The 25,268-nt window shown below is 45.3% G+C and carries 25 protein-coding genes and 1 other annotated feature; of the genes, 16 read left to right on the top strand and 9 right to left on the bottom strand.

Going from position 1 to position 25,268, the window contains the following annotated elements; genetic code table 11:
* Nucleotides 1–39 precede the first annotated feature (39 nt).
* A complete protein-coding gene (locus M3221_RS02125) occupies nt 40–1,119 on the bottom strand; it encodes a CdaR family transcriptional regulator (RefSeq protein ID WP_251269899.1) in 1,080 nt (359 codons plus the stop codon).
* 286 nt (nt 1,120–1,405) lie between these two features.
* Between M3221_RS02125 and M3221_RS02120 the strand changes: the two genes are divergently transcribed.
* Entirely contained in the window at nt 1,406–3,103 is a 1,698-nt protein-coding gene (locus M3221_RS02120) for a methyl-accepting chemotaxis protein (protein ID WP_251269897.1), read from the top strand.
* A gap of 40 nt (nt 3,104–3,143) precedes the next feature.
* On the opposite strand, the gene M3221_RS02115 is transcribed toward M3221_RS02120, so the two are convergent.
* From M3221_RS02115 to M3221_RS02105, 3 genes are read right to left on the bottom strand one after another with little or no spacing between them, the layout of a single operon-like run.
* Nucleotides 3,144–3,284: a hypothetical protein gene (locus tag M3221_RS02115; RefSeq protein ID WP_242231718.1), complete on the bottom strand. Its 141-nt coding sequence runs from the start codon at nt 3,282–3,284 to the stop codon at nt 3,144–3,146.
* A gap of 6 nt (nt 3,285–3,290) precedes the next feature.
* Nucleotides 3,291–4,685, bottom strand: a complete 1,395-nt coding sequence (gene hemG / locus M3221_RS02110; RefSeq protein ID WP_251269895.1) for a protoporphyrinogen oxidase — start codon at nt 4,683–4,685, stop codon at nt 3,291–3,293.
* 12 nt (nt 4,686–4,697) lie between these two features.
* Complete coding sequence (locus M3221_RS02105) at nt 4,698–5,156, bottom strand: OsmC family protein (RefSeq protein ID WP_251269894.1); 459 nt, start codon at nt 5,154–5,156, stop codon at nt 4,698–4,700.
* Between the two features lie 115 nt (nt 5,157–5,271).
* On the opposite strand from M3221_RS02105, the gene M3221_RS02100 reads away from it, so the two are divergent.
* The 3 genes from M3221_RS02100 (at nt 5,272) to M3221_RS02090 (ending at nt 7,057) form a co-directional block, all read left to right on the top strand.
* Entirely contained in the window at nt 5,272–5,748 is a 477-nt protein-coding gene (locus M3221_RS02100) for a 2-thiouracil desulfurase family protein (RefSeq protein ID WP_251269892.1), read from the top strand.
* A 25-nt stretch (nt 5,749–5,773) separates the two neighbouring features.
* Nucleotides 5,774–6,031: a hypothetical protein gene (locus tag M3221_RS02095; protein WP_251269891.1), complete on the top strand. Its 258-nt coding sequence runs from the start codon at nt 5,774–5,776 to the stop codon at nt 6,029–6,031.
* A gap of 165 nt (nt 6,032–6,196) precedes the next feature.
* A complete protein-coding gene (locus M3221_RS02090) occupies nt 6,197–7,057 on the top strand; it encodes an alpha/beta fold hydrolase (RefSeq protein WP_396120236.1) in 861 nt (286 codons plus the stop codon).
* Nucleotides 7,058–7,292: 235 nt separating this feature from the next.
* On the opposite strand, the gene M3221_RS02085 is transcribed toward M3221_RS02090, so the two are convergent.
* Entirely contained in the window at nt 7,293–7,622 is a 330-nt protein-coding gene (locus tag M3221_RS02085; RefSeq protein WP_251269888.1) for a DUF1963 domain-containing protein, read from the bottom strand.
* A 249-nt stretch (nt 7,623–7,871) separates the two neighbouring features.
* Here M3221_RS02085 and M3221_RS02080 point away from each other — a divergent pair, with 249 nt between their 5' ends.
* The 3 genes from M3221_RS02080 (at nt 7,872) to M3221_RS02070 (ending at nt 9,510) form a co-directional block, all read left to right on the top strand.
* Nucleotides 7,872–8,360, top strand: coding sequence for a hypothetical protein (locus M3221_RS02080; RefSeq protein WP_251269887.1), 489 nt, complete (start codon nt 7,872–7,874; stop codon nt 8,358–8,360).
* A 76-nt stretch (nt 8,361–8,436) separates the two neighbouring features.
* Entirely contained in the window at nt 8,437–8,637 is a 201-nt protein-coding gene (locus M3221_RS02075) for a hypothetical protein (protein ID WP_251269885.1), read from the top strand.
* A 279-nt stretch (nt 8,638–8,916) separates the two neighbouring features.
* A complete protein-coding gene (locus tag M3221_RS02070; protein WP_251269884.1) occupies nt 8,917–9,510 on the top strand; it encodes a hypothetical protein in 594 nt (197 codons plus the stop codon).
* A gap of 106 nt (nt 9,511–9,616) precedes the next feature.
* Here M3221_RS02070 and M3221_RS02065 read toward each other — a convergent pair whose 3' ends face one another.
* Entirely contained in the window at nt 9,617–11,662 is a 2,046-nt protein-coding gene (locus tag M3221_RS02065; protein ID WP_251269883.1) for a bifunctional diguanylate cyclase/phosphodiesterase, read from the bottom strand.
* 550 nt (nt 11,663–12,212) lie between these two features.
* Between M3221_RS02065 and M3221_RS02060 the strand changes: the two genes are divergently transcribed.
* Nucleotides 12,213–13,202 carry an S-layer homology domain-containing protein gene (locus M3221_RS02060; protein ID WP_251269882.1) on the top strand — a complete coding sequence of 330 codons (990 nt, stop codon included), beginning with the start codon at nt 12,213–12,215 and terminating at the stop codon, nt 13,200–13,202.
* 48 nt (nt 13,203–13,250) lie between these two features.
* On the opposite strand, the gene ytvA is transcribed toward M3221_RS02060, so the two are convergent.
* Nucleotides 13,251–14,042 carry a YtvA family blue-light photoreceptor gene (ytvA, locus tag M3221_RS02055; RefSeq protein ID WP_251269881.1) on the bottom strand — a complete coding sequence of 264 codons (792 nt, stop codon included), beginning with the start codon at nt 14,040–14,042 and terminating at the stop codon, nt 13,251–13,253.
* A gap of 304 nt (nt 14,043–14,346) precedes the next feature.
* Between ytvA and M3221_RS02050 the strand changes: the two genes are divergently transcribed.
* The 5 genes from M3221_RS02050 to M3221_RS02030 all read left to right on the top strand — a co-directional run bounded on the left by M3221_RS02050 (nt 14,347) and on the right by M3221_RS02030 (nt 20,731).
* Nucleotides 14,347–14,802 carry a GNAT family N-acetyltransferase gene (locus tag M3221_RS02050; protein ID WP_251269880.1) on the top strand — a complete coding sequence of 152 codons (456 nt, stop codon included), beginning with the start codon at nt 14,347–14,349 and terminating at the stop codon, nt 14,800–14,802.
* A gap of 121 nt (nt 14,803–14,923) precedes the next feature.
* Nucleotides 14,924–16,672, top strand: a complete 1,749-nt coding sequence (locus M3221_RS02045) for a methyl-accepting chemotaxis protein (protein ID WP_251269879.1) — start codon at nt 14,924–14,926, stop codon at nt 16,670–16,672.
* A 233-nt stretch (nt 16,673–16,905) separates the two neighbouring features.
* Nucleotides 16,906–17,934 carry an ABC transporter substrate-binding protein gene (locus tag M3221_RS02040; RefSeq protein WP_251269877.1) on the top strand — a complete coding sequence of 343 codons (1,029 nt, stop codon included), beginning with the start codon at nt 16,906–16,908 and terminating at the stop codon, nt 17,932–17,934.
* Nucleotides 17,935–17,945: 11 nt separating this feature from the next.
* Nucleotides 17,946–19,670, top strand: coding sequence for an ABC transporter permease (locus M3221_RS02035; protein ID WP_251269876.1), 1,725 nt, complete (start codon nt 17,946–17,948; stop codon nt 19,668–19,670).
* Entirely contained in the window at nt 19,640–20,731 is a 1,092-nt protein-coding gene (locus M3221_RS02030; protein ID WP_311316115.1) for an ABC transporter ATP-binding protein, read from the top strand. The genes M3221_RS02035 and M3221_RS02030 overlap by 31 nt, the downstream gene beginning before the upstream one ends.
* A gap of 59 nt (nt 20,732–20,790) precedes the next feature.
* On the opposite strand, the gene M3221_RS02025 is transcribed toward M3221_RS02030, so the two are convergent.
* On the bottom strand, nt 20,791–22,479 hold the full coding sequence (locus tag M3221_RS02025) for a 2-isopropylmalate synthase (RefSeq protein ID WP_251269875.1): 1,689 nt from the start codon (nt 22,477–22,479) through the stop codon (nt 20,791–20,793).
* 54 nt (nt 22,480–22,533) lie between these two features.
* Nucleotides 22,534–22,755, bottom strand: a binding site (T-box leader).
* 91 nt (nt 22,756–22,846) lie between these two features.
* Nucleotides 22,847–23,221, bottom strand: a complete 375-nt coding sequence (locus M3221_RS02020; protein WP_251269874.1) for a YkvA family protein — start codon at nt 23,219–23,221, stop codon at nt 22,847–22,849.
* 157 nt (nt 23,222–23,378) lie between these two features.
* Here M3221_RS02020 and M3221_RS02015 point away from each other — a divergent pair, with 157 nt between their 5' ends.
* The 3 genes from M3221_RS02015 to M3221_RS26200 all read left to right on the top strand — a co-directional run bounded on the left by M3221_RS02015 (nt 23,379) and on the right by M3221_RS26200 (nt 25,174).
* Nucleotides 23,379–23,741, top strand: a complete 363-nt coding sequence (locus tag M3221_RS02015) for a hypothetical protein (protein ID WP_251269873.1) — start codon at nt 23,379–23,381, stop codon at nt 23,739–23,741.
* A gap of 273 nt (nt 23,742–24,014) precedes the next feature.
* The gene (locus M3221_RS02010; protein WP_251269871.1) at nt 24,015–24,206 is read left to right on the top strand and encodes a hypothetical protein; all 192 of its coding nucleotides are present in this window, start codon (nt 24,015–24,017) and stop codon (nt 24,204–24,206) included.
* Between the two features lie 197 nt (nt 24,207–24,403).
* Nucleotides 24,404–25,174 (top strand): methyl-accepting chemotaxis protein, encoded by a 771-nt coding sequence (locus M3221_RS26200; protein ID WP_285878594.1) that lies wholly within the window; start codon nt 24,404–24,406, stop codon nt 25,172–25,174.
* Nucleotides 25,175–25,268 lie beyond the last annotated feature (94 nt).

The following is a 25,268-nucleotide window of genomic DNA, read 5'->3' as shown; positions in this document are numbered from 1 at the left end:
TTCATATAGAGATACATAGGAAAAAATCATCTTTTTTCCTTATGATTTTAGTGATTCATCCAAAAATCGAAGAGCCAGGTACGTAGAAACAGCGTCTTCGGTTATGCGGACGTCCTGCCCGGTCAGACGCTGCCACTTTTTCAGCCGATAATGAAGCGTATTAATATGAATGTTCATTGCCTCGGCGGTTTGCTTCAAGGACATATTTTGATCAAAAAATGTACGCAGTGTCCCGATCAGCTCATTCTGGCCTGTGGCCTCTCCAATCAGCCGGTGGACAAATTCTTTTCTTGTTTTCGGATGGATGTCTTGCAGGCAAAGAGACAGGCGTAGCTCTTCTTCGAATACAATATGGTTCGGCGGGGCAGCTGAGAGTGCCCGCTCTGCCTGGGCAAACCCTTCCGCTGCATTGTCCGGTAATACCGGCTGACCGGCGCCGAGGCGCGCTTCCTCCATAAAATGTTGAAGCCTGTTCAATTTGTAGGGCAAAATCGAGGCATTATCATGAACAGAATGTATGAGCAGTATCCGTTCATGTCCTTGATAGACGAAGAAGTCAAGACCGCGCGCATCGTCCCAAAACCGGTTCATCTCTTGAATGCTTCGGGAAGTAAAAGAAGCTTCGATCAACACAAATTGTTTTGATTTAGCTAAGTCGACCTGAAGTGCATCTGCCCGTTTTTTCAGCTCCGGTGTCAGGGCTGCCGTATGAAGCCAGTCATAAACGAAGGATTCGAGGCTACGCGCCTGCCATTGCGCCTGCTCGGCCATATATCCTTCCTGCACAAGCAGCTCTGTCATTTTTCGCAGTAATTCCCCATATGGCAGGATTGTCTCAGGATGTCCGGTAATGCCAATGACCCCAATTACACGGCTCATAAAAAAAATCGGCAGATTGAGCCCGTTTTTAACCCCCTTTAGCCGCTTTTCATCTTCCTTATAAAGAACGAGTGTCCGCCGTTCGGCCGCACAAAGAAGCGCACCTTCGTGAAACGCACCGACCCTCTTTTCGTCAGAACTTGCGGTGATGATGCCGTCTGTGCCAGCGATCAAAATGTCTTCATCGATCAATTTTTTTACATCTTGAATAATTTTTTGGGAGAGAATCGGAGAAAGCAATTGGATCACCTGCTTTTTTCTACTAGTGTAGCAAACGAAAGAAAAGAAGAATATAGCGGACAAAGCCTGTTTGAAGCAGCTGGACACTTTTTGTATGGAAAAAGACCCGTAATAATCCCTAGAAAGAAACCATCTATTTTCAAAAACAAGAAAAATAGACTATTATTTTTGAGATATTTCCTTTTGCTAGTTCGTATTTCTCGATTAGAATAAAGGTTAAAAGGACTAGATGATAAAATAAAATAGAAATGGAGAGGATACAGTTAGACAAAGCATAAAAGGAAAGATGCTTTTCATTTTTTCAATGATTGTTCTTCTGGCTTGTGTCATTATTTCGTTCGTTAGTTATTACACAGCGGAACAGCTGGCGAAGGAGTCACTCAGCAGTGTAACCGAAAATATTGCGAGCCGTGCAGCCGTCCTGATTGACGCAGCGCAATATGAAGAGATTACTATGGAATCCAGCGAAACCGCTTATTACAAGGAACTGCGTGCCAATTTAAATGAGTTAAGAGAAATGAATGGCCTGGAATATCTGTATACAATGGCTCGTGAGCAGGAAGGGGATGGCTATCGTTATGTTTATATGGTCGATGGCATGCCCAAAGGGAATGAAAATGCGTCCGGACTTGGAGAAATAGAAGAAAACGAAGAATACTATGCCATGATGAATCGAGTATTCGAAACAGGGAAAGTTCAAACAGAAATGAGCCGTACAGACGACTATGGCGCCCTGGTGACCACCTATGTACCGATCAAGGCTGGAGATGGCAGGGTAATCGGTTTGATCGGGGCAGACTTTGATGCCAGTGAAGCGTACAAAACCATGCACGCGAACAAAATCAATCTGGTTCTCTTGACCGGGCTCATCCTCGTTTTGAGCCTGCTCGTTATTTTTCTCGTTACCCATTATTTAACAAAGCCGTTAAAGCGTTTGACAAAAGAAGTAGAACGGGTAAAAAGCGGGGACCTATCCTCCAATATCAAGGACAGCTCAAAAGATGAGTTCGGTGTTTTAACCGAAGCTTTCCAAGGAATGGTCTACGATTTAAAAAAAGTGATCGGAGGAATCAACGATAGTACAGACCAATTGGTAAAAACCTCCGGCGGGCTGTTAAAGGATGCACGTGAAATCAGCGAGGGGAGCCGAAAGGTTACAGCGTCTATGCAGCAAATTGCGTCAGGAACTGACATTCAGCGTAAACGGGCCGAGGAGAGTGCTGGCGTGATGGGTGAGCTGTCCCAAGGTATTCAGCATGCAGCCGCATCCAGCTCAGTTGTTTCGGAACGGGCTTCTTTAACGCTGGCTGAGGCCGAAAGTGGATTTCAAAAAGTGACAGATGTTGTTGAGCAAATGCATAATATTAACGAATCCGTCGGGCAGTCAAGCGAGGCGATCAAGCAGCTGGAGCAACAGTCCGTTGAAGTAACAGACATTCTTCAGGTGATTCAGGACATTTCTTCCCAGACAAACCTGCTTGCCTTGAATGCGGCAATCGAAGCGGCAAGAGCGGGGGAGCATGGAAAAGGCTTTGCGGTCGTGGCAGAGGAAGTGCGGAAGCTGGCCGAGCAATCCGCACAGTCGGCAAAAGAAGTTTCCTTGCTGATTACGAATATGAATAAAGACACCAATCGGTCTGTTGACAGAATGAATGTAGTAGTAGAAAACGTGCAAAGCGGAATTTTGCTTGTTCGGGAAGCGGGAGAAGCTTTTGAAAGGATTTTGTCTTCAATAGAAGAAATCGCACGTCAAATTGAGGAGGTTTCTTCTGTATCAGAAGAAATGTCCGCTTCTTCTGAAGAAATTGCTGCTTCGGTAGCAGATTCTGCACAGGTAGCTGCCCAATCGGCAGACAGCACAAAACATGTACAGGCTATTGCAGTTGAACAAAGCAGCTTAACCGAGCACATGTCGGATTCTATTCAATCTCTTGCCCATATGGCGAAAGAACTTGATGGACTGGTACATAAGTTTAAACTTTAAAAAAACAAGCGGCACTTCATAAAAGAGTGCCGCTTGTTCCTTATGTGCGCCGATTTTCTACGCTTTTCATACGATTTTGGTCATCTGGCAGGCGGCTTTTGTCTTCTAAACGCTCATTCTTTTCTCTTTGAATTTGTTTCGTATTTTCTTCAAATCGTTCATCGTATGTTTTTTTCTCCACAGATCATCACTCCTTATGAGCAGTGTCCCCGTTTTCGGAAAGGGTATGCGCGATCTGCCTGCCGTTTTGGATGCAGGCTCCAATTCCAACGCCAAAATAAGAGCAGCCGGCAAGATGCAGATGCGGGTGATGCTGAGTAAGTTCAGCAGAAAGCCCCGCTACAGCCTGACTGTGTCCAAGGTGATAATTTGGCATTAAATCCATCCATGGCGTAATATGAACAGTCGTTGGTGCTTCATGAATGCCAAGGCTTTTTTGCAGGTCCAAAAGGGCCGCCTCGGTAAGCTCTGCTTCGGTCAAACGCGCAAGAGAAGGGTAGTGCGGATTTGAGCTTTTATAGAAAAACCGGACGAGCAAGTTACGCTCCGCTGATGTGTGCGTCCATTTCCGGCTTGTCCAGGTGCAGGCGTCACACGTTAAATCGGTGCCTTCCGTTACGATAAAGCCGGTTCCATCCGCAGGAAGCTGTTCGTCTGGCAGGTTAAACCCCAAATAAACCGAGATAAGCGAAGAATTTTTCAGCTCGTTAAAATGGGTGTCGAGCACCGGATCATTTAAGAGCTTTTGTGCTGCATCGTGCGGAATGGCGAGTACAACATCATCGGCCAGAAGCGATTCCCCTGTATGAAGAGAAATCGAAACAGCATTCCCTGTTTTTTGAAGGCTTGTTACCTTTGTGTCCGTTAAGATGCGGGCCGATGGTGAGCGTTCTGCGAGCCGGTCGACCAGTGTACCGAGCCCGCTTTTAAAGGAAACGAATTTTTTTCGTGCTTTATCACCGAGAAACGTTTCTTTATTGGCGGAAAATCCCTTGATGATACTGCCGTATTTCTCTTTATAATCAAGCAGGTACGGAAGCGTTGACTTCATCGTTAAATTGCTCAAATTCCCGGAATAAACGCCGGAGAGAACCGGAGCGATCTGTCGCTCGACAATTTCAGGGCCAAGATAATAGGTTAAAAAGTCACCGACCGAATCTTCCGGGCCAAACGGATTGTCTTGTTTATCAAAATCAGAAAGTGCCGCCCGTTTTCCTTCTTCGGACAGAAGAGTGCTTTCGTTCAGCGATTCGATGCTTGTTGGAATGCCAAACACCGTTTCTTCAGGAATTTTGTGAAGAGTATTATCTGTATATAAATACGATACACCAGTTTCATTATAGACAAGCTCATTTCCAAGACCCAGCTCTTCAATGAGCGGCAGAACGCCGGCATTCCGGGCGACCATCGAATCCGCCCCTGTTTCAATCGTAAACCCATTCTCTTTGATTGTCCGGATTTTTCCGCCAAGTGTCTCGTTTTGTTCCACGAGCACGACGTTCCAGTCCGGCTGCTCTTTTGTCAGGTGATAAAGTGCGGTTACGCCCGTAATGCCGCCGCCAATTATAACAACTGTTTTCATTATTTCATCTCCTCAAGACGATGATAGCACTTTTTGAACGGAAGCCTTCAGTTCAATTTCGACATTTCCTTTAACAGCGCGGCTGATCATGCAGGATGATTCCGCTTTTTCCGCCAGCCGGTGCGCTTTTTGCACATCCGCTTCTGTTGCATCCGCTGGCAGCACAATACGCGGCTTATGGATAATGCGTTCATATGTAATCACGCCGTTTGTTACGTCCACTACACCTTCGGAGGTCATTGTAAGAGAGGATTTCTCCAGCCGGCTGCGCTCCATCATTGCCGCCAGCGTAATAATATAGCAGGTGGCCGCTGCGCCAAGCAGCATCTCATCGGGATTGGTGCCAATGCCGGGACCATCCATTTCAGGAGGAATCGACACCTTCGTTTTTAAATGGCCAGACTGGATCGTACCGCTGTCGTTGCGCCCGCCCGGCCAGTCAGCTGTTAGGGTAAAGATATGCTTTGCCATGAATTCACTCCTTTTCTCCAGTGTAAATCATTTTGCCCAAAATAGCGGGAGAGACGCTTTTACCCGCTCTTTATGTTATTCTTTGGGAAAGACATGCAAGTGGAGTGTGAGAAACATGATCATGGTCAGTTCTTGCCTGGCGGGTATGAAAGTGCGTTATAACGGGACAGACCGGCTGGATAAACGAATCCGCCAGCTCGTTGAAGAGAAAAAAGCTGTGATGGTATGTCCGGAATTATTGGGAGGATTTCAAACGCCGCGTCCGCCGGCTGAAATTGTCGGCGGAACCGGAGAAGATGTACTCGATGGACGGGCTAAAGTGATCGATCATTTTGGAAATGATGTAACGGATATGTACGTTGCTGGTGCGAGGGCAGCACTTAAAACCGCCCAGGAAATCGGAGCGGAGGCGGCCGTATTAAAAGAAAACAGTCCATCATGCGGCAGCAGGGCTGTTTACAATGGAAGCTTCTCAGGCAAAAAAATAGCGGGAACCGGAGTCACAACAGCCTTGCTGTTGCGGCATGGCATTCGGGTGCTCTCGGAAGAAGCCTTTTCGGATGAGATAGACAATGATGTTCATCCAGCATAATGCTGGGCAAGAAAGGGTAGGCCGTATGAAAGCTGGAGTGCTGGGCACTTTCTTTCTGGCCGAGTGTGTTCTCACCATCCTGTTTATCGCAGATGTTTCACTTCTTTTTGTACATGGCTGGCTCATCGCTGGCTTTACCACGCTCAGCATTCTTACAGCTTGTATGCCGCTCGTGCAGTTTAAGAAACAGACGAAGCGCACGCTGGTCCTGGCGATCGCCACTGTGCTTCTCGGCCTTGCCTTGCTTGGAGCAATGGGGTTTTTTACGGGTTTGCCCAGTTAATGGGAAGCTGACAAGCCTAAAGCCTTTGTTAAGGAGCGGAAAAATTATCGGTGTAAGCATGAGAAACGGACTTCAATGGGAAAGACTATACCAAAAAGAGGAGAAGCCAAAATGTTTATACAGCGTATGGATCTCTCCCGGCTTGTTCGACAAGGAGGAAGCGGGTTGAATCGAATTATCGGAACATATGAAACAAACGACTATATCGTTGAGTATTCAAAAGTTGGAAATGGAACGCCGGTACTCATTGTGCATGGCGGACATTCCAACTGCTACGAGGAATTTGGTTATGCACCTCTCTTAGAGCGTGGATTTCAGCTCATTACACCGTCGCGGGCGGGCTATGGTTTAACAACGCCTGCCCCCCTGGAGGAAGCGGTCGGACGCTACGCTGAACTGCTGGATCATTTGGGCATTGACCGGGTGCATGTCATTGGCATATCAGCCGGCGGGCCGACCGCTGTTAAGTTTGCCGGCTTGTTTCCAGAAAAAGTACGGACTTTAACCCTGCAAAGCGCAGTTGTCGGCAAATGGCTTACTGCCGACCATACCGAATACAAAACCTCTCAGGTTATTTTTCGCCCCCCGTTCGAGTGGCTGACGTGGAAGCTGCTTTCAGTTGTCGGCACTGCATTTCCGCGCCTGTCGTTTAGGCCAATGTTTTTTTCGCTCAGCACGCTTACGTATGCAGAAGGAAAGCACCTTGTGGAAGAAGAGGACATCGAAGAGGTACGAAAAATGAACTGCCGTCAGCGATCTGGCACAGGCTTTCTTATGGATTTAAAAAGCTCCGGAATGCTTACAGAAAAGGATCTTTCCCGTATTTCCTGTCCGGTACTCATTCAAGCAAGCTTGAACGACCGCTCTGTATCTACAGCTCACGCTTATTTTGCAAAAGCGCATATTCCTTCTGCTTCATTGAAACTGTACAACACGTGGGGGCATTTGATTTGGCTCGGCAGGGGTTCGGAGCAGGTTCACCGGGATGCTGCCGCTTTTTTAAAAGCGGATGGGGTGATCACCTAAACGGGGCCAGCAGCCCAGCTCACTTTAGGAATAGCATTGTTATCACTGTAAACAGCGGCGCCGTCTTTTATAAATCTTTGATGGTTTGCAAAAGACGGCGTTTGCAGTGGAAGGAGCATCTTGAAAAATTAAGGTGGACAAGCTGTATAGAATGAATCAAAGGAGTAAAAGAGGTGGGAAATGTGCTGCTGTTCGTGCCGTTTGTCTTTTTGCTGCCGGGCTCATTCCGCCGCTTCTAGAGGAGTATGCTTACAACAGGGGCTTTAATTTCATAGTCATCAAAATCAGCGCCAATCAAATCGTCATAGTAATCCACGTAAAAGGCCAGCAGTCCATGGGTAGGATAGGGATCAAGTGCCGGCAATTCCTCAAAGTTAATTTTCGCTAGAAGCGATAGGGGCATGCCTTCTCGGTTTACTGGAAACTCCATGCTTTTTGGTATGTATCCGAAGCCGCCTGCTTTTGATGTCATCAGCGGAAGCTCTCCATCTGATGTAAACGAGAATTCAATGATATCTTTCTGTGTACTTAAAAAGTTTCCTGCCATTCTTCCGGAAGCAGTCATCTCACTGCCTGCTCAATATCTTTCATCTGTACACCTCGATTTTAATGGTTTTGTTAATAAAATAATAACAAAAAAAGAAAACCAACCCAATTATTTCATGAAAACCGTCATAAAAGAAGGATACGTGACAGAAGCCCAGGTATATGGAAAATAAAACAGGAAGAGTTGTCTTTAGTAGAGACAGCTTTTTCTTTAAAATGGAATTTACAAAAAATTGAAAAAAAGGTATGCTGGCGAAGAGGTGATAAAATGAAAGCGGTAAAGGTAACGTTATGCATCCTCACACTGATCGTATCTGGTTTGTTTATGCTGGGGTATTGGATGACGCCAGCTCCCGGTACCTCATCCGGTAATGGCAATCCCGCTCTGCTGATTTTAATGGGACTTATTCCTTTGTTCATTGTGATGACAGTGCTCTGGTGGACACTGCTGCGCCGCTGCCCTTTTCAAGCCAAAACATATTGCATCAGTATTCTTCTGTTGCTTACCCATTTAGCAGCGGCCCTTTTTTACCGGCATCATTCACTTGAAGCATACCGTGGCGTGATCAGGCAGGCACTTTCGGACCGTTACGGCACATGGAATGAACAGTATGTACAGGATATTACAACCGGGCTTTCCATTCATATCAATCATCAAAATTTCAATGTAAATACGTTTCTGTTATTTTTATCAGCTGTGCTTTTAGCGGCTATTGTATTCCGGCTTTTGGACCGAACTGCCGGGCGAGATTCATAGAAGCTGGAAATAATCATGGTCTCTGTTCCAAAAATGGTATAAAATAGTGGCAATACCCATAGGAGGGAGCGATCAGATGCCAGCCTTTTTTATCCTAATGGTTGTGGCCGTTGCCATATTTTTGGTTGTGAAAGCTGTTAAAAAGAAGTCGCTGCCGGACAATTACTACACGCCGTATGATGATCTTCAGCTCAGCCAGTCTTTTGATTCGCATTCCTATAAACGTCAGCAAGAAACAAAACATGAACATCCTTATGAGGAAAAACAGCGTGACTAAGCCGTTTTATCCTTTTTACATGCAGCCGCTGTGCTGCTTCTTTTTTTGTTTGGGGAGAAGGAAGGATTCAAACAAAAAACAGCTTCCTTCCCGGGCAGCGAAGTTGTCCATTACAAGTTAGGTGCAGTAATCGATGAAAGCAGGAAGCAGCATCGTTAAGAAAATCATTTTTTTCTGCCGGACCAGCCGGATGTTAGTACGTATATCACGATTGGACAAGAAAAGCGGGATGATTCCGCTTATATGGTTCAAGTGCAGGCAGAATCTTGGAGGGAAGAAATGAAGAAATGGACATATATACTGGCGGCGGGTTTCTTGCTTGCCGGCTGTTCACAGGGAGAGGGTTTAAAGCAAAAAAAGCAGGCCGGGGAAGAAGTGATCACTGTCAAAGCCAGTGAATTATTTAAAGGAGGAGAAAAAGCTTTACAGCCACACCTCCATATTCAAGGCGATGCCGTTATATTAAATAAGCCGTCCGATGTCGCTATTACATTCGATATATGGCAAAACGGCAAAATAGCGCAGAAAGGCAGTCGACTGTCAAATGATCCGCAAGGGGATATTAAAGAGGTAAGCTTCTCGCTTCAGCCCGATCTGTCAAATAAAAACAGCCAGCTTGTGACCATTGCTTGTAATGGCAATGAATTATCACTTTCTTCATCCGTGGATGTTCCAAGTGACACATCCATAAGCTGGGCAGCTGATCTTGCTGAGAATGCCGGCGACGAAGGCTTGAAGATCAAACCGGATGAACGAAAAGCTGTCTGGGGATATGGAATGAACAAAGTGAACGGAGCTGCAAGCTCTACAACCGAAGAATCGATTCAGCAGGCAGACTGGGGAATGCTTATTTATATAGAAGCAGCCAGGTAGCAAGGAAAAACAAGCATTGGCCGCCCGGCTTGCAGTCGTGGTTTCTATATCTAAATGAAACAAAAAACGGCTGTCTCGATGAGAGACAGCCGTTTTTTATAATGGATTAATTTACGCCGGATGCCGTTGAAAAACGGGTCTGCCATTCGGCAAGCTCATCTGGTACCATTGGTTTGGCGTAATAGTAGCCCTGCACAATAAGGGAACGGGCGGTTTCAGTTAAAAAATGTACCTGCTCCGCTTTTTCAACCCCTTCAATGACAATATGCAAATTCAGCGACTGGCCAAGTGTAATAATGGCATTTAAAATGGCAGAATCTTTTTCTGAAAGCGGCACCCGGTCAACGAATGATTTATCAATTTTGAGCGTTGTAATCGGCATCTGACGCAAAAAAGACAGTGACGATACGCCTGTTCCAAAGTCATCAAGCGCTACAGAAAATCCTTGATCGCGGAACGAGCCGATCGCCCGGATGGCACTTTCAGCAGATTGCACCACGCTTGTCTCTGTGATCTCAAGCTCAAGCTGCTTCGGATTCACATGGTAACGTTCAAGCGCTTTTTTTAAAGCCGCCTTTAGACGGGGCGATGTTACGTACTCGCCTGGAATATTTACAGCAATTTTTTGATTAGGAAGTCCGCTTTTTTCCCATTCAGCAATTTGCCGGGCTGCCCGGTCAATGACCCAGTCTGTCAGCTCATTGATGCGATGATGCTGTTCGAGAATCGGAATAAAAATGCCTGGCGACAGCATCCCATGTTCAGAATGACGCCAGCGAATGAGCGCTTCAAATCCGGCAAGCCGGTCTGTATCTGCCATGATTTTAGGCTGATAGACGAGGAAAAGCTCGTCTTTTTCCATTGCCCGTGTAAGTCCTCCTAAAATCTCCTGTTCAACGGAAAATGCATGAACGGCCGGGTCATATAAAACAACATCATGATTGTATGAAAGAAGGGGGTACTCCAATACAGCCATCGCTTCTGCATACAGCTGATGAGTCGTATCCGTCCCGCTGACCGAAGAAACGGAGCACACGGAAGCGAGCTCAATCCATTTTTCCTCGATCTCTATAGGTTCCTTCCATTTTAATGCGATTGTTTTCATCGCCTGAACTAAAATATCAGGTTCAACTGCCGGGGCAAGAAAAGCAAAGCGATTTTCATCAATCCGATATAAATCGGTAAAGCCCGGATGCGCTTCTCGCAGCGTGCATGCAACCTGCTGAAGAACCTGCTCGCCGAACGCATAGCCGTAGCTTTGGTTGATTTGTTCAAGATTATCGAAATGCCAGATCGCTAAACTGCATCGTTCAGCTGGTTTATTGAGTGTTTTTTCAAACAAGCGACGGTTAGGCAGACGGGTAAGTCCGTCGAAATAACTGATGCGGTAATCAATATACCGGTCTAATATGCTCGAAAACAGCAGCAGGACGAGCAGAAAAGATATTCCGGCGGTTACCGGCATAATGAGCATATTCATATTGGCATGATCAGCATGACCGCCTGTTATAGCGGAAGGTAAAGCAAAAAAAGTGACCGCACTCATCCCGGTGTAATGCATACTCGAAACGGCCACTCCCATTAAAAGAGCCGTAACAAGCTTGAACGTCCATTTTTCCATTAGCTTTTTTAACTGGGAAAAAACATATAGCGCGATAAATGACACGAAGATGGCCAGGATAATAGACCAAATAAACAGGCCAAGGTGATATCGGTAGATGGCATTTGTAGCCATCGCAGCCATGCCTGTGTAATGCATGGCTGCGATGCCGATCCCCATTGTCACGCCGGCAAGAACAAACGAAAAAAGAGAATGCCTGGGCCGGCTGACTAAATAAAACGCTAAAAAAGAAGCGAGAATCGCCGGCACAATAGAAAGAAAGGTCCAGCCATAATCAAAATGCATCTCCATAGGCATGGAAAAAGCACTCATGCCGATAAAATGCATAGACCAAATTCCAAATCCCATTGAGAGAGAAGATAAAAGCAGCCAAATCGACTGGTGGAAAAAACTGTTTTTTCGCACTCGTTCGTTGAGCGAGAGAGCCGTATAGGAAGCCAGGCATGCAATGAAAATGGACAACAGTACAAGTAAAAGTGAATGATTTCCGGATAGCTCGATATATCCTGATGGAGCGGATAACGTAAACATAAAGAATTCCTCGTTTCTACACAGTCCTATCCTTATTATCGGTCAATTCTCCCTTCTTTTCTAGGAAGAAAAACCTATTTATTAAAAAAGATAACAAGCTTTGTTTACTTTTTTCAAAATAAAACAAATAAGGAAAAATAAATAAATGAAGTGCTCTATGCTAAAATGTGTAAAAAACGATGTCTTTCTCAGCGAATTCTCCTCCTCGTTTTATACACTGGAATAAAGGTGGAAGAAATAAAACCGACCGCAGGCGATGTCGTCATTGCTGACCAGAAATAGAGAATACGAAACCGGAGCCTTTTTCTAAAATGGCGAACTGCAGTAAATATGATTTCATGTTTAGGTGAAATGTTCTAAGGAAAATAGAATAAGAGATCATTACAAAGGCCCTGTAAAACAGTCGAAAAAATGAAATTGATCCTTGTTTTCAACAAGTGCTATTAGACCTTAGAAGTATACTCATTTTTCCAATGCTAGCGAACTATTTACGTGTCTGCCTGTAAATGCTAAAATCAGCTCAACACACCTAGATAGGAGACTAGCATACTTGAATAAGTACACATTTTTTACCGCCGCTACTGCCGCTACTGTCACTGTTGCAAGCTTCTCAGCACCTGCAAGCGCAGCAGATCATGCAGATTATGAATTTCCTTTTACAGATGTCGGGGACCGATATGCGGAAGCGGTTGAGTTTTTATATATGATCGAAGCCATTAACGGTGTATCCGAAACAAAATTCGAAACACAGCAGACGCTGACGCGCGGAGATGCTGCCGTTATTCTTTCCAATCTGCTTGGACTGGATACAGAAAGCGCGCCGGATGCTGGATTTAAAGATTTAAATACTCGGGTTAAAGGTTCGGTGAATGCCCTTGTAGAATACGGAGTTGTCTCTGGCGTAACGAAAACGGAATTCAAGCCAGGCGAGCCGCTGAGCCGTGGTGCAATGGCGAAGTTCCTTGTTACTGCGTTTGAACTTCAAGATTATGCGGAAGAAACTCCGTTTACAGACGTAGGCGGTGTATTCCAGCCGTATATCGAGGCTTTATACGGCACAGGTATTACAAACGGAAAAACAGCAACATCCTATGGCACGTATCAAAACATTACTCGTGGCGAGTTTGCGAACCTGCTTTATGCTGCGGTTATGTTTGAATTTGAAAACTTGTATTATCCAGTTCCAGTCAAAGCGACTGTTACATCAGCTACCTCTACACAGGTTGTTTTAGAGGAAGCAGTACCAGACGATTATACGCCAGGAGAAATTGCCAGCCTGCTTTACTTTTCTCTTGATTACAGTGATGGCACAGAAAACGAAATTAACCCCACGTCTTATACATTGTCAGCAGATCGTATGACATTAACAATCCGTCATGAAGATTTAACGGGCAAAAAAGGCACAATGCTGGTTAGCGATTTTGAAAAAGAAATTGTAGCGCCGTTTAACTTTGAACCGGTTACAGCTACATCGAGCGCAAACGTAAAAGAATCATTTGAACAGCCTGCTGGTGTACCAGCGACCGAAGCCGCTCAATAAGAAAATAAAAAGCACTCCATATTTGGAGTGCTTTTTTCTATGTAGTCTTCACACCCTGCCCGGTGGGTTCCGTTTAATGCTGCCGAGAGCCACCTGCAGACTGGCGTAAAACTGCATGTCAGCGATATCGTTCATGGTCCGGTTAAAGTAAAAGGCCATTTTGGGAGAAACACCGCTGACGATCAATTCCGCTCCCAGCAGCCGAACGGTGTTTCGAAGGTTTTGTATCCATTCCTCCGTCATATTAGAATCCAGATAGAGCCCGGTCACATCCACAATCACATGCTCCGTTTCTGTTTTGAACAGTTTGTCAGAAAGCTTATCGATAAGCAGAAAAGACCGGTTTGCATCCATTTGGCCGACAAGCGGCACGACCATCGTTTCATCATCAAGAGAAATAATCGGGATAGATAAATCTTCAATTTCTTTTTTTGCCGCTTCAATATCTACATTCAAGTTGATTTTATCCGTCACATCGTACTGGAGGCCAACAAAATAAAGCATGTTATCCAGCCGGACCGGCTTAATATTGATCCGGTTCCAAAACGGTGTGCCATCTTTACGGTAGTTTAAAAGTGTACGTTCAAATGGGCGTACAAGCTTAATCGCTCTTCTCATTTCGGAGATGCTGCTATTGTCGGTTTCTTCTCCTTGCAGAAACCGGCAGTTTCTTCCGACCGCTTCTTTCTTTGAATACCCTGTTACGCGTTCAAATCCTTTGTTGACAAACACAATGGGATTGTCAGGTTTAGCAGCATTTGTGATGACAGCCCCGTTTTCAATAAGGTCCAATGTATGAACCAATAATGAGGAAGCATGCTTTTCTTGTGAAAATTCCATAAGCTCTCCTTTATTCGTGCCCAGTCCCTATATGCCGGCAGCTTAATAATCGAATATGTAAAAGTCTATCCATGACTATATACCCTTTTTTTGCATTATTCAAACGTTTTGGTAGTTTAAAAGTATGATTAGACGGCATGTACCTTTAAAAAAAGCAGGATTTTTTGAGGGTTAACACGGTAAATATGGTATGATATTGCTGATTGTGCTTATGAAAATAATATGTAGAAGGAATAGGAATTTTCTTCTCTTTTCTGATCAAGCGATTCTGAAAGAAAGATAGCGTTTACAAGGAGACGATTCGATGAACATTCGCCTGCTTCAACCATCGGAAGCACCACCATATAAACTGCTGCTGCTGGCTGATCCTTCCCGGTCTATCGTAGAGAAATACGTAAAACGGGGACGGTGCTTTTTACTTGAAGAAGAAAGCAGAATCATTGGTGCGTATATCCTTCTGCCTGTTAATCCTGAAACAATAGAGCTTGTCAATATTGCTGTAGAGGAAACCCGCCAAGGAACCGGCATTGGCAGGCAGCTTATGGACCACGCGATCGAACAGGCTAAAGCCGGGAGTTATCAAACAATGGAAGTTGGTACTGGTAATTCAAGCATTTCTCAGATTGCTTTTTATCAGAAGTGCGGCTTTCGCATGATCAGCATTGACCGCGATTTTTTTCTCCGACATTACAAAGAAGAAATTTGGGAAAACGGCATTCAGTGCCGTGATATGATTCGAATGGCCATGACACTTACCTAAAAGGGTTACAGCCAAAACGTATATTTTTTGGAAAAACAATGGCTTGCTTCTTTAAAAAGTTTCATGAAAACCGATGTAATAAAGGATATAGCAAATAAAGGGCGGAGTGAGGAGGAATATAATGAAAAGGAAAAAAGCAGGGTCCTTGAAACGGACCGTCATCGGACTAGTTACAGCTTTGTTGATCGGTTTGTTTCTTTTGATCGGATCGTTTATGTACATAAATACGAAAAAAGCGATTGAACAAACTGTCCGCGAAACGGCTGTTCTGCATGCCGAGCGGATTGCGGAAAGCATTGATCCCGAAGTGTACAGTGATTTTTTAGAAAATCCAAAAAAAGATCAAACGTATGAAAAGCTGCGTATTCAGCTCAATGACTATCGGGAAAAAATTGGTGCTATGTACGTATATACATTGCAGGCAGACGGGCAGGAATCACTTGGTATCATGGTAGATGGCATGGCAAAAGCGGAAGATGCTGTGGCGATCGGAGAACCGACGACCGCAACGAGCTATAAGGACGTAGCAGCTGTATTTGAAGGAGAAACAGCTGCCACAGAGGTTGTGAGTGATCCAGACTACGGCGACTACATGTCTGCTTTTGCTCCTATTAAAGATGCCAGCGGCAATGTAGTCGGGGTGCTTGGTGTAGATCTAGAAGCCAATATTGTAAAAACCATCATTCAAAATGTAATGAAGAATTCTATTCCGCTGCTTATAGCAGGGCTTTTAGGAGCACTCGCTTTACTGCTGGGCATCCTGTTCTTTTTCCTGACGAAACGACTGAACCCACTTGCAAGACTAAATCGGGCAGCAGCTCTTGTTTCAAATGGAAACATTCATGAAGCAAAAAAGGAAACACAGGCATTCCAGGCTGCTTCCAATGATGAGATTGGTGTTCTCAGCGGGTCGATTCAAACCATGATTAAGACGCTTGAAGGCATGCTTCAAGACATTCAGCTTCACTCTGTAGAGGTGAGGGGCCAAAGCGATTCATTATATAAGATGTCTCACCATATGAAAGAATCGAGCAGCCAAATTGCGGTGACAATGGAGGAAATGGCAACTGCCACAGAGCAGCAGGCCGAAGCAGCAGCCGGCATCTCAGAAGGCATGAACCGCTTTTCCTCTCTTGTTTTAGAAACTGCAGAACAGGGCAGCGCGATCTCGGGCTCATCTAATGAAGTTATGCAGAGGACGAGAGAGGGCGAGAAGCTGATGACGTCAGCCATTGACCAAATGGACAAAACGCATGTGACAGTACGCCAATCCGTTCAAAAAGTAACAGAGCTCGAAGCAAAAACAAATGAAGTGCAGGCACTTGTTTCTTTTATAAGCGGAGTCGCGGATCAAACAAACCTGCTGGCGTTGAATGCAGCGATCGAAGCGGCGCGCGCCGGCGATGCAGGAAAAGGCTTTGCTGTAGTGGCGGAAGAGGTGCGAAAGCTTTCTGATCAAGTATCTACATCCGTTCAAGGAATTCAGCGTATCGTTCAAAGTGTAAATGAAACGACGAATGAGGTGGCTTCTTTCCTGGAGCAGGGACTTCAGCAGGTGGAAGAAAGTAAAAATGGATTAAATCAAACTGGAGCAGCATTTAAGGATATTACAGGGGAAATTCATTCTATGGATGATGCTATCAAAAAAATGCAAAGCCGTCTTCAAGAAGTGCTCACACGCCAAAGCGAGATGTCTAATGCCCTGACGGAAGTAGCCGCTATTTCCGAGCAGAATGCAGCGGGTATTGAGGAAGTAACAGCATCCGCCGAACAAATGAATCATCTGGCGGAAGTAACACAAAGCCAGGTGAATAAATTGCAGGTTATGTCGGGCGAGCTGGATGAATTAAACCGAAAATTTACTTTATAGTTATAAACAGCGAGCAGCCTTTTTAAAAGGCTGCTTTTTATTTTAAAAAAGATGAACATTTTTTTACAGTGCCTTTACAATCGGCTCCAAACCGTTGATATACAGCTTTTTTCGATTTTCCATTCGTTTACAAGAACTCAACATAACTTTTATTTTTGTTTTATTCTTCGTTCACAATGAACCGTTACAATAAATGACAAGAAAATGGAGTAAAAAGAAGCGGAGGAATTTTCATGCGTCATTATGTTTTGCCAGCTTTGGCACTAGCCGTACTTTCAGCAGGATGTTCACAGGAGGCGCTGCAATCAGGGGAAGCAGCGGGTGGTGAAAAAGAAGCGGGTGTATCAGGCACACTCAGCTTTTATACATCACAGCCTGATGAAGATGCACAGGCACTTGTCACGGCATTTCAAGAAAAGTATCCGGAAGCGAAAGTGGAAACATTCCGCTCAGGAACAGAAGAAGTCATTTCCAAGCTGCAGGCAGAAAAGCAGGCAGGGAGTGTACAGGCGGACGTGCTGCTTGTTGCCGATGCGGTCACATTTGAAAGCTTAAAAGAAGCAGATATGCTGATGAATTATGAGTCTTCGGAAGCGGAACACATCCCCGATGATTTTAAAGATCCGGATGGCACTTATACTGGAACAAAAGTTATGGCCACCGGACTTGTCGTAAACACAAACGAAGCGGCCGAAATGCCAACGAGCTGGAGCGTACTGGCCGGGAAGGAAGCAAAAGGAAAAAGTATTATGCCAAGCCCGTTTTATTCCGGCGCTGCTGCCTACAATTTAGGTGTGATCACACGGCAGGAGGAATTAGGCTGGGACTTCTATAAGAGCTTGAAAAACAATGAAATGAGCATTACGAAAGGAAACGGCGGCGTGCTTGAAGCCGTTGCATCTGGTGAGAAAACATATGGTATGGTTGTTGATTTTGTAGCGGCACGTGCAAAGCAGGATGGGTCGCCGGTTGAACTTGTTTATCCAGAAGAAGGCGTGCCGGTTATCACCGAGCCGGTCGGCATTATGAAAAACACCGATAACGAAGAAACCGCCAAAGCCTTCGTAGACTTTGTTTTATCTGAAGAAGGGCAGAAGCTTGCAGCAGAAATTGGCTATACGCCAATCCGGGAAGGGATCGAGGCACCGGAAGGGCTGCGGACTGTAGAGGAACTCAATGTACTTACATCAGATACGTCAGAGCTTTTAAAAGCACGTGAAGAAGACAAGGAGCTGTTCGGCGGCATGTTTGGCCAGCAGTAAAGGTAAGCAGAATGATTTCACCTCAATCAGTCGCACCGGAAAGAAGAAGGGAAGCCCCTTCTTTCTCTTCTTTTTTTGGAATGAAAAAATGGCTCATGGTACTTGGATTACTGCTTGTTGTGTTTATGTTCGTTGTTCCCGTATTTCGTCTTCTCCTTCTTAGTGTGCTTGATAATGGTACGTGGTCCTCGGCTCATTATGAAAGTATATGGAAAGAAGCAGCTACATGGACAGCTGTTAGAAATACCCTATATACGACAGCAGGCTCCACTATACTGTCGCTTGTACTCGGTGTATCAATGGCCTGGATTATGGCCTATGTTCATTTGCGTGGAAAACGATGGATGCAGTTATTTATTTTTCTGCCGTTTATTATTCCGTCGTATATTACGACGCTTGCTTGGATTCAATTTTTAGGAAAAAGCGGCCCTGTGTTTTCACTGTTCGGCTGGGCGCCCAATTTATACAGCATGGGCGGCATCATCTTCCTGCTGGGAATGTCTCATTACCCGCTTGTGTACTTGTTTACAGTAGATGTATTCCGCAAAATTCCACGGGAGCTGGAAGACGCAGCGAGAACGTCTGGAGCTGGCAGAAAGCACGTTCTGCTGAAAGTTGTGCTGCCACTTGCCCTGCCCGGTATTGCCGGCGGCGGCCTCCTTGCATTTTTAACCAATCTAGACAACTTTGGCATTCCCGCTTTTTTAGGGATCCCCGCCAATATTCGTGTGCTCAGCACTTATATTTATGAGCAGATCGCTGGATTTGGTCCATCATCATTTGCACGCGCTGCCGTTTTATCTGTTTTGCTTGGCGCCATTGCACTTGCCGGAACCTTTCTACAATGGCTGCTGCTGAAAAAAAGCCGGGTCACCGAAACCGTAGTGCGTGATACAAATCCGCGCATTTATTTGGCTTCGCGCCCGCAGCAGCTTCTTGAAGCGGGCATATGGCTGTTTTTAGGGGTGACAAGCCTGGTGCCGTTTCTTGCCATGGGGGCACTTTCACTTATTAAAGCATACGGGCTCCCCTTCCGCCCTGAAAATTTGTCGCTCGAAAACTATTATTATGTGTTTTTAGAAGATGCCAAAACTGGCTCTGCCTTGTGGAACAGTGTATGGCTGGCAGTCTTCACAATGGGCATCTGCCTTGTAGCGGGCACTGCTCTGGCATATCTGCGTTACCGGGGAGATGGCTTTCTTGCAAAATGGATGGAGCTGTTTGTGACAGTTCCCTATGCATTACCAGGCACGGTGCTGGCCCTTTGCATGATCTTTGCATGGATGCAGCCAATCCCAGGCTGGAATCCCGGCCTTTACGGATCCGTTTGGATTTTGCTCATTGCATATGTTACCCGTTTTTTTGTTTTGCAGGTTAGAGGCAGCTATACGGCACTTTTGCAGGTGGATCCCTCTATGGAAGAAGCGGCGAAAGTATCTGGTGCGCATGGCTGGGTTAAATGGCGGCGGATTTTGCTGCCGCTTCTATTTCCGGGGCTTGCCGGCGGCGCACTCCTTGTTTTTTTAATGGTGCTGACGGAATTAACTGTCTCAAGCCTGCTTTGGTCAACTGGATCGGAAACGATTGGTGTTGTAATTTTTAATTATGAACAAGCAGGCTATACAACGTATTCCACTGCTTTTGCAAGCGTGCTCGTGCTGGCCATTTTAACGGGCGGCCTGCTTTTTACTGCTTTGAGCAGGCAGTGGGAGCGAAAGGTGATGAAAAAGCGATGATTGAAGTCAACAATGTGACAAAACAGTATGGCTCCTTTACCGCCTTGCATGAAATGGATTTGAGCATACGAAAAGGGGAATTTACCGCCATTCTTGGACCATCCGGCTGCGGGAAAACAACATTCTTAAAGCTTTTGGCTGGTTTTATGAAGCCTTCTTCAGGAGATATTCATATAGACGGCTTTCTGGCTGCTTCGAAAAAACGGCTTGTTCCGCCTGAGAAAAGAAACATCGGTATGGTTTTTCAGTCTTTTGCGCTTTGGCCGCATATGACGGTGTATGAACATGTGGCTTTTCCGCTCCGCCATCATCACCATACACGTAATGAGTGGAAGCAGGATATAGGGGCGCGGGTGCAGCAGGTATTAAAACTAGTGGGGCTTGAGCAGCTATTCGACCGCTACCCGGCTGAGCTGTCCGGCGGTCAAAAACAGCGGGTAGCATTGGCACGGGCAATCGCACCGCTGCCAGATGTACTGCTGATGGACGAGCCGCTCAGCGCACTGGATATCGAACTGCGCGTGGAAATGCGCAATGAAATTCAGCGTATTCACCGTGAAACCCATGCATCCGTTGTATATGTGACCCATGATCAGGGTGAAGCATTGGCAATGGCCGATAAAATTGTGGTGATGAATCACGGCAAAATTGAACAGATCGGATCACCGGAAGCTGTGTACACAAGACCGGAAACCGCGTTTGTCGCTTCCTTTGTTGGCAAGTGTAATATGGTAAAAGGAAAATGGGAGCAGGATTTTTTCATTCCAAATGAATTTCCTTGGGAAAGGTGGCCGGACATCGGAGTAACGGAGTCTTTAAAAAAAGAGGGACTATGCCCGGTTCGCCCTGAACAATGGAAGCTGGCCGGAGAAAAGGAAGAAGGTTTAAAAGGAACGGTTCTGACGGTTCAATATCAAGGCAAGGAAATACACTATACGGTTGAAGTAGAAAATGAAAACTGGACTGTCCACCAGTCTGTTTTTCAACCAAAGTATGGAATAGGCGACACGGTCAGTTTAAGCGTGAAAGCAGAACCATCACAAAAAGCAGCTTCCCTTTAAAGGAGCTGCTTTTTTGAAGCGTAAAAACCCGTTCCCGAGCCGGGAACGGGTTTTTAGTATTATTTTGTTGCTGCAAAGCGTTCTTGTTCCACTTTCAACAAGTTGTTTACAGCACTGAACAGGGCTTTAATAGATGAGTTCATGATATCCGGGTCGATGCCGCAGCCCCAGTAAACAGCACCATTGTCGGACGTAATGCTCACGTAAGAAACGGCATTGGCCTGTGAACCGATTTCCTGGGCATGCTCTTTGTACGTTAAATCTTTATAGGAAATGCCAAGCTCTTTTTGGATCGCATTGTTCACAGCGTCCAGGCGACCATTTCCGCTGCCATGCCATTCATTTGACTGGCCATTCATGTTTACTTCAATTTTAATATTCACGGTATCTTTTCCTTCAAATGTATAATCGATCAGCTTAGCCGGCTCGCTTACATTCACAAATTCCTCCATAAAGATGTCGTGAATTTCGTTTGTCATCAATTCTTTTTGGCTGCGGTCAGACACGTTTTTCACTTTATAGCCGAGTGTTTCACGCATTTTTGGCGGAAGTTCAAAACCGTATGCCTGTTCAAGAAGATAGCCGATACCGCCTTTGCCTGACTGGCTGTTAATGCGGATAACTTCGCCTTCATACTCGCGGCCGATATCTTCTGGATCAACTGGCAGATACGGAACGGTCCAATGCTCGCGTTCTTCCTGTTCACGCCATTTCATGCCTTTCGCAATTGCATCCTGGTGTGAACCTGAGAAAGCGGTGAAAACAAGCTTGCCTGCATACGGCTGGCGGTCTGGAACCGTCATGCGGGTAACACGTTCATACACTTCCTGGATCGCCGGCAGGTTATCCAAGTTCAATTTCGGATCTACACCATGTGTATACATATTAAGCGCTAACGTGACGATATCTACATTTCCAGTTCGTTCACCGTTTCCAAACAGCGTGCCCTCTACGCGGTCCGCGCCTGCGAGTACGCCAAGCTCTGCATCAGCAACGCCTGTGCCACGGTCATTGTGTGGATGAAGAGATAAAATCACATTTTCACGGTACTTCATGTTTTCGCTCATGAATTCAATCTGGCTTGCGTACACGTGCGGCATAGACATAGAAACAGTAGCTGGAAGGTTGATAATCACTTTGTTATCAGCGGTTGGCTGCCACACGTCAAGGACACTGTTGCACACATCAAGCGCGTACTCAATTTCCGTACCCGTAAAGCTTTCTGGCGAGTACTGGAACTTAAAGTTGCCTTCTATTTCAGCTGCATATTTTTTCAACAGCTTTGCGCCGCTGACTGCAATTTCTTTAATTTCTTCTTTAGAACGTCTAAACACTTGCTCACGCTGTGCAAGGGAAGTAGAGTTGTACAAGTGAACGACCGCGCTTTTTGCACCGCGAAGCGATTCAAATGTTTTTTGAATAATATGCTCACGTGACTGCGTTAACACTTGAATTGTCACATCATCCGGAATCAAATCTTGTTCAATTAATGTGCGAAGAAATGTATATTCGGTTTCGGATGCGGCCGGGAAACCAACCTCGATTTCTTTAAAACCAACATCTACAAGCACTTGGAAATATTCTAGTTTTTCCTGCAGGTTCATTGGGATGATCAGCGCCTGGTTTCCATCACGCAAATCAACACTGCACCATGTTGGAGCTTTGGTGATGTACTCTTTTTGTGTCCATTTTAAGCTTGTTGTCGGCGGCATAAAGTAATTGCGCGTGTATTTGTTTACATTTTTCATTTTCTGTCATCCTTTCCTGTATCGGGCTCAATAAAAAACGCCCGTCATCTCTAGTAAAGAGACGACAGGCGTTAACCTTCCGTGGTACCACTCTCATTGGTTTATGCAAATGCATAAACCCGCTTGTAGGCTGATTACGGGGCGTCCGTCAAAGCTTACTGCCGTTTCAGCTTTGCCGCTCATGGGCGAGTTGGGGATGCGATTGACTGCCTTTCACCAAAGCGGCAGCTCTCTTGACAATCACGATTCCTTAATGCTCCCAATCAAAGCGTTTTATCGTTTCATTTTTTACAATCGTATTATCGATTGGCTGATTTGTCAATGAGAATTGAAGAAATTGTGAGAAAATTGTCTGAAGACGGACTTTTTACCGTCGCCAAATCCATAGTCCCACCCAGGTTAAAACAGCTGCCCAGATAAGCAGCACAAAAATACCTGCTATCCAGTTTTTTGGCTTGCCATTTTTCATCAGCTTTTGTGCTCGTTCCTCGCAGTCCGCTGCTACCGGCTTTGGGATCATTTTTAATGCGAAAAAAATACCGAGCGGGACGAGAAGAATGTCATCGATATAACCTAAAACGGGAATAAAATCCGGGATTAAATCGATTGGGCTGAATGCATACGCGACAACGCAGGCAGTAAAGAGTTTTGCATACCAGGGCACCCGCGGATCGCGGCATGCGAAATACAGCATAAACAACTGGCGCTTTAACTGCTGTGCCCACTGCTTTAAACGGTTCATCGTACGTCTCCTTCTTTTTTTACATCATAACACGATAAATAGGCTTGGGGGCTTTTTTGGAAACACTCCCTTTAAGATGGGAATGAATACAAGAAAGCGTGGGTATATTGAAAAGATGTTCTGCTGCGCAAAAAGTAAAGAAAAAGGAGCGGTGTACATGTATTTTGTGGATGATCACCACGCCGTCAATTTTAAATTAACACAAATTCAATGGGAATTTGCCCAGTACGATTTAGAATATGCGGCTGCCTGCTATTTGCTGGCCGTGCCGATGGTATTTGAACATATAGTATCTGAATTAGATACGCATGAAACGCCAGTTGACTGGATCATTCAATGGGAAGAGGATGATTCGGTCTACGATCTCAGCGCCGGCGCGGTCCAGCTTGGCCGGCTTGCGCTTCATTTATGGAATGGATCAGGGCCTTTTCACCTGCTGCAGTGTTTAGAGAGCCTGCAGGGGCATCATTATGAAGTCGTAAAGACGGCGCTGGATGTAAGGATGGGAAGGACCGGATAAGAACGAGCTGAGCCTGTGCAGCAGGTTCTGCCCAATACATATATAATCTTAGAAAAAAATAATAGAAAAAGGTTTGAAAATAGATTTGCCCGGGTAAAAAAGAAGAACACACGACATGTGTGTTCTTAGGCGGGATAGCGTGAGTGGCTGTCAGTGTATTTGGCGCAGGCGGGGCCGGTGCAAAAAGGAAATGTCAGGATAATGTCGAGCTTCTTTCATTTTTTCAGTAGGTTGCCTGATAGATCAAACTGAATTAAGAGGAGGAAATGAAAAATGGCTTCGTTACACGAATTTGATCCTGGTACAGCAGATATTCAGTCGATGCATATTTTAACAAAACTAGCCGCAGAAGACGACGGAGTCTATGTCTTAGCCCGTGAACGCGATGTAACGAGAGACGCAGCCGACAAATCCGATGAAGAAAAATTAAGAGATCAATATATTTTGTTCAGTAGTTTATTTTAACTGAATTCAAATAGCGAATAAGGGAAAAAAGGACCTCCAAGCAGCATTTGGAGGTCCTTTTTGATGAATGTATTTATTTAAAATTATAAATGCCTGTTCATTGCAAAACACCTCTATATATTTTAGAGGTAAAGACGATATAAACAGGAGAATAAGCTTTTTATAAAGAAGGGGATTTAGATGAGCCGGTTAAACGGATGGGTGGAAGCTGTAAAGGAATTACAGATAAAGAAAAGTTTCTAGCTTACCTGCCAACGTCGAAAGTAGATTTTGGACTAAAAAAGGGAGATCCCATTCCTGCTGAGGACCAAAGTCTCCGTGGAGCTTTAAGAGGCAAAAGCAGCTCGGTGGTTATACCAAAGCATATCTACGGGGTGGCATTGCAGGCAAAAGCGTTTCCTATTCGGGATGAAAACGGACAGATCATCGGTGCACTTGCTACAGCGGCGCCGCTTGAAAAACAGGAAAAGCTGGAATCATTTATTGGCCGGATGCATTCTATTACGGAAGGACTGCAAAACAGTATTCAAACGGTTGCCGCCCAATCGCAGGAGTTGGCCGCATCGAGTGAAGAAATCTCTGCTCAGTCACAGGCATCCCTGGACCGGACGAAGCAAACGGTTCAGGAAGCGGGTGAGATTCATAAAATTCAACAGCAAACCAATATTTTAGGGCTGAATGCGTCCATTGAAGCCGCGCGGGCAGGAGAAGCTGGAGCAGGTTTTTCCGTTGTAGCCAACGAAGTACGCAAGCTGGCTCTTCAAACAACAGCTGTCACAAAAAATGTAACTTCTTCTTTGCATGCAATTACGGATAACATTGGCACGCTGGCTGATAAAGTAAGCCGGATCAAAGAATCTTCTGCTGAGCAGGCGGAGCTTGTTGCCCAGTTTAGTGCGCTTATTGAGGATTTAAATGCGCTGAGTGAAGAAATGAATGAATTCATGGAATCAATTTTAACTAAATAAAAATACATTCTTTTAAGTCCGGCTTCTGCCGGGCTTTTTGCTATTTTTTTCTTTTTTTAGTAAGGTTTTAGCAATAGAAGGGAAAGGGAGCGAT

The organism is Domibacillus indicus (assembly GCF_023715895.1).
Taxonomy (GTDB): domain Bacteria; phylum Bacillota; class Bacilli; order Bacillales; family Domibacillaceae; genus Domibacillus; species Domibacillus indicus_A.
This window is presented reverse-complemented; position numbering and strand designations above follow the sequence as displayed.